A 4,595-nucleotide genomic window follows, 5' to 3' on the forward strand; every position below is an offset into this window, starting at 1 on the left:
AAAAACGCTGCGAGGCGAGTACCCGGTGGGCCCCCGTTGGGCGGGGGTGGGACCCCACTGGCCGGGGGCGGGGCGCCCTACGGGCGCCCCGCCCGGCGGCGCGTCCGGATCAGTAGCACTGCAGACCGGTCTGGGCGCTCGCGACGGCCGTGTCGAGCTTCTGCAGGTCAGGGGTGAGCTTGGTGAGGGCCTCGGCCCCAGTGGTCTCGCCGGGCAGGCCCTCGTACGTCTTCTTCACATCGGCGGCGGCGGACTTGACCGCGTCCTTCTGAGCGGCATTGAACTGCGCGGTGGACTCGGCGACGGTCTTCGCGTCGTCCTGGACGGCCTTGTGCGCGTCCTTGATCTCGTCCTTGGTGGCTGTCGCCGGGTCGAGCGCACGCAACTTCGCGTTGTCGGCCTTGAGTTCGGTCAGACTGCTGCACAGTTCCGTGGTCGCGTCGTCGGTGGGCCCGGCGGCGAAGGCCGAGGCGGCCCCGCCGGCGACGAGAAGCGCTGCTGCGGCCGTGCTCACGGCCGTGGCGAGAAGTCGGTTCATCTGTGATGCACCCCTTCGGGGAAGACGCCCCCCGGTACGGCCCCCACTCGTACCAAGCTGACACAGGGCCCCAGGGCCCGCATCCGCACGCCACTCCCCCACCCCACCTGCATTCCGGATGAAACCGCAGGTCACCGTACTGATCCGCCGGCCAGAACGGCACAACGGGGGCCGGCGGGCGCCGGCCCCCGAGGACGGGACCCGGGATGCGCGCCCGTCAGCGGCGGCGTGCGCAGGTCCAGGCCCCCATTCCCTGGATCCTGGCGAGCCTCCTCGCCGTGGCGATCTGCTCCGCCTTCGTGGCGAGGTCGGCGCGTGGTGCGTACTTGCGGCCTCCTGCCGCCTTCCAGCTCGACTGGGTGAACTGCAATCCGCCGTAATGGCCGTTGCCGGTGTTCGCCCGCCAATTCCCCCCGGATTCACACCGGGCGATGGCGTCCCAGTCGGGGCCCTGTTTCGAGTGGACGGCGGCGGCATGGGCACCGGAGACGTCCACGAGCGGAACTGCCAACACCATGAGGAACACCAGCAGTTGAGCGATCCTGCCCAGCTCTCGCCGGTCCTTCGGGTAGCGCGACATCAGTCCTCCTTCGCTGTTGGGGCGGGCTGCCGCAAACAGCGGGCGGGCCCGCTTACGACCCTCTTCGGGCCGTGGCCACAGCACAGCACGGACCGTCGTACTTCCAGGCGCACTTGCCACCTGTGAAGGGGCAACGCCACCCGAACGGACGCTCTAAGACCCTCGCACGGCGCTCTACGCCCCTCGCGCATCCCTGCCGACCGCCGATCCGACGAGCGTGTTCGGCATGCACAGCGACACGAACGGCGATAAGAACCCCGACAGACCCCAACAGTGCACGTCCGCCAACAGGGGGCAGCATGAAGTACGACCTGTCCGATCGCCTGGTCGTGGGGATCGCCTCCAGCGCGCTGTTCGACCTGACCGACGGCGACGCGGTGTTCCGGGAGCACGGAGAGGACGCCTACCGCACATACCAGGAGAATCACCTCGACGAACTTCTGACCAAGGGCGTGGCCTTCCCGTTCGTCAGGCGCCTGCTGTCGTTGAACGACCTCTCGGACGGGTCCGACCCCCTGGTCGAGGTCATCATCCTCTCGCGCAACGACCCGGACACCGGGATGCGCGTCATGCGTTCGATCAAGGCGCACCACCTGCCCATCAGCCGCGCGATCTTTCAACAGGGGCGCCCCTCATACGGTTTCATGCCGGCGCTGAACATGTCGCTGTTCCTGTCGGCCAACGGATCCGACGTACGGGACGCGGTCGCGGCCGGGCTTCCTGCGGGGCACGTGCTGAACACGGCACGCATCGACGACGAGAGCGAACCCGAACTGCGTCTCGCCTTCGACTTCGACGGAGTGGTGGCGAGCGACACCTCCGAACGCGTCTACCGGAACGGCGGCATCGAAACCTTCCGCGCACACGAAGTCAACCATGTCGCCACTCCCCACGATCCGGGACCGCTGCGGAACTTCCTCGCGGGAATCAACCGCATCCAGCGCCGAGAAGACGAGCAGCACCGCAGGGACCCCGCGTATCGGCCTCGTATCCGGGTATCCCTGGTCACCGCTCGAGACGCCCCCGCACACGAACGTGCCCTACGGAGCCTGAAGGAGTGGGGCCTTCGGGTGAACGACGCCTTCTTCCTCGGCGGCATCGACAAGGCCGCCGTCATGAAGACGCTCGACCCCCACATCTTCTTCGACGACCAGGTCTCCCACCTGAACGGCACGGCACAGGGCACCCCGAGCGTCCACATACCGTTCGGTGTCGCCAATGCTCCACCTGCCGAGACTGCCTGAACAACCATTTGAACACTAGGAGTTGATTGTCCGAAGAGGGCAATCAACGGTGTCGTCAGACGACTTCGACTCCCGGCGCGTGCGGTGGCAGCTCCGCGAGTCCGTCCGACGGTCCGGTGATTATCGGCCCATTGCTGCATGCGGGTTACTGGTGATCTTCGTCCGGTTTTTCCGTGCTTATGATTCCCGCGCTATGACAGAAAGTCAGAATTTCCGAGGCTTATGCGCCTCGGCCGATGTGGTCGTGCTCGGCGCCGGCCCCGCCGGCCTGGTGCTCGCCAACCTCCTGCTCGCCGCCGGGATCGACTGCGTGGTTCTCGAACGCGCCGACCGGTCACACGTCCAGACCCGGGCCCGGGCCGGCTTCCTCGCGCCGAACACCGTCCGGATCCTGGACCGACACGGTCTCGCCGACGGGCTGCACCGGAACGGGCGCACCCACGGTACGTGCGAGTTCCGTACCGGGGACGGCCGCTTCCGCCTGGACTACGGCTCCCTGGGCCGCGGCGAGCAGCACACCGTCTACCCGCAGCAGAACCTGGTGACGGACCTGCTGACGCACTACCTCTCCGCCGGCGGCAGGATCCACTTCACGACCGAGGCCCTGGCGGTCCACGATGCCGACGGCGCCCGGCCGTACGTCACCACCCGGGAGCCGGACGGCCGCCCCACCCGGTGGGACGCCCGGTACGTCGCCGGCTGCGACGGCCGTCACGGAGCGTCCCGACGCTCGTTGCCGCCCGGCGCGGTCCGCCACCACCACGACCACGGAGTGAGCTGGCTCGGCCTGCTGGCCGAGGCTCCGCCCAGCCTCGACGCCGTCGGCTACGCCGTCCACGAACGCGGCTTCGCCGGCCACATGGCCCGCAGCCCGCAGGTCACCCGGTACTACCTCCAGTACCGGCGCGGCGCCCCCGCCGACGCCTGGTCCGAGGAGCGGATCTGGGACGAGCTCGACCTGCGGATGGGCGCCACGGAACACGGCCCGCTGCGCAGGGGGCCGATCATCGAGCGTGGCGTCGTCGACCTCGCGTGCGACGTGGTCGAACCCCTGCGTCACGGCTCGCTCCTGCTCGCCGGCGACGCCGCGAGCCTGACCGCGCCGGCCGCGGCGAAGGGTGCGAACCTCGCCGTGCTGGAGGCCGAGCTCTTGGGCGGTGCCCTCGCCGAGACCCTCGCCGGAGGGGACGGCGCGGCCCTCGACCGCTACTCGGCGCAAAGCCTGGCGCACATCTGGCGCGCGCAGGAGTTCACCCAGTGGATGACCGGACTGCTGCACGCGCTCCCGGTCCGGGACCAAGCGGACGGATCGCTCTTCCAGGCTTCCCTGCGGCGCGCCCGCCTCGACTCCTTGCGCACCTCCCGCGCCCACCAGGACTGGTTCGCCGAGAACTACGTCGGCATGTGACCCGCTCTTCCCCGTATCCGTACCGCCTTATCCCGTACCGCCTTATCCGTACCGCCTCCTCGCTCGACCACCGCACAGCCGGTCCACCATGCGCCGGTCCACCATGCCCAGCTCCGCCGGAGCACCCGCCCCAGCACCGCCCGAGGAACCTCTGCGATGACGACGACCCTCCCCGCCGAAGCGACGCGTCCCGCCGGATCGCCGCTTCGAGGCGAAACGATGCTTCCCGACGACACGGCCCGCCTGCGCGCGGCCGTCGCCTTCGTACGGGAACACGACACCGCCACCGTGCTGTCCCTCCTGCTGCCCGGCCTGCGCGGCCCGGAGCTGGAGTCCCTGGCCCCGCACTGCCGCTTCGCCCACGCCGGCCTGCTGATCTTCCCCACCGACCCGCAGGACCTGCGCCGCCGGCTCGCCGACTGCGGGCTCGCCGTCGACACTCCGTCCCAGCCCAGCGTCGTCGTACGGCAGCGGCTCGCCCGGCGCCACCGTCGCGACCTGGCCGAGCTCGACGTCCGGATCCTGCGCCCCCGCGTCCAGGGCCCGGCCGGAGAGCGCCGCGCGGTGGAGGTGTTCGCCCTGACGGTGCCCGCGCCCTCGGGCCTGGAAGCGATCGCCGCGCACGAACGCGTCCGCGGCCACGAGGCCCACCTGGCCCTCGAACTGGAGCACCCGGACCCCCTGGTGCTGCGCGGCCTGTGCGCGGTGCTCGCCCGGCACGGCGCCCGCCCCGACGGCGGCGGGTACAACCCGCACGAGGACGGCACCGTCCTCTACTTCACCACCCCCGCGGCCGGGGCGTGCGGCTACCGTCGCCTGGAGCTC

The 4,595-nt window shown here is 70.3% G+C and carries 4 protein-coding genes and 1 pseudogene; 3 read left to right on the top strand and 2 right to left on the bottom strand.

Going from position 1 to position 4,595, the window contains the following annotated elements:
* Positions 1–109: 109 nt before the first annotated feature.
* The gene (locus tag ACFWBW_RS04855; protein ID WP_385368410.1) at positions 110–538 is read right to left on the bottom strand and encodes a hypothetical protein; all 429 of its coding nucleotides are present in this window, start codon (positions 536–538) and stop codon (positions 110–112) included.
* Between the two features lie 217 nt (positions 539–755).
* Complete coding sequence (locus ACFWBW_RS04860) at positions 756–1,118, bottom strand: transglycosylase family protein (RefSeq protein WP_385368412.1); 363 nt, start codon at positions 1,116–1,118, stop codon at positions 756–758.
* 299 nt (positions 1,119–1,417) lie between these two features.
* On the opposite strand from ACFWBW_RS04860, the gene ACFWBW_RS04865 reads away from it, so the two are divergent.
* From ACFWBW_RS04865 to ACFWBW_RS04875, 3 genes and pseudogenes are all read left to right on the top strand, one after another.
* Positions 1,418–2,362 (top strand): 5'-nucleotidase, encoded by a 945-nt coding sequence (locus ACFWBW_RS04865; RefSeq protein ID WP_385368413.1) that lies wholly within the window; start codon positions 1,418–1,420, stop codon positions 2,360–2,362.
* Positions 2,363–2,555: 193 nt separating this feature from the next.
* Positions 2,556–3,770 (top strand): 4-hydroxybenzoate 3-monooxygenase, encoded by a 1,215-nt coding sequence (locus tag ACFWBW_RS04870; RefSeq protein WP_385368415.1) that lies wholly within the window; start codon positions 2,556–2,558, stop codon positions 3,768–3,770.
* A gap of 156 nt (positions 3,771–3,926) precedes the next feature.
* Positions 3,927–4,595 (top strand): annotated as a pseudogene (locus ACFWBW_RS04875) (methyltransferase); the annotation flags it as partial.

Origin of the sequence: Streptomyces sp. NPDC059957 (assembly GCF_042730015.1) — a bacterium.
Classification (GTDB): Bacteria; Actinomycetota; Actinomycetes; order Streptomycetales; family Streptomycetaceae; genus Streptomyces.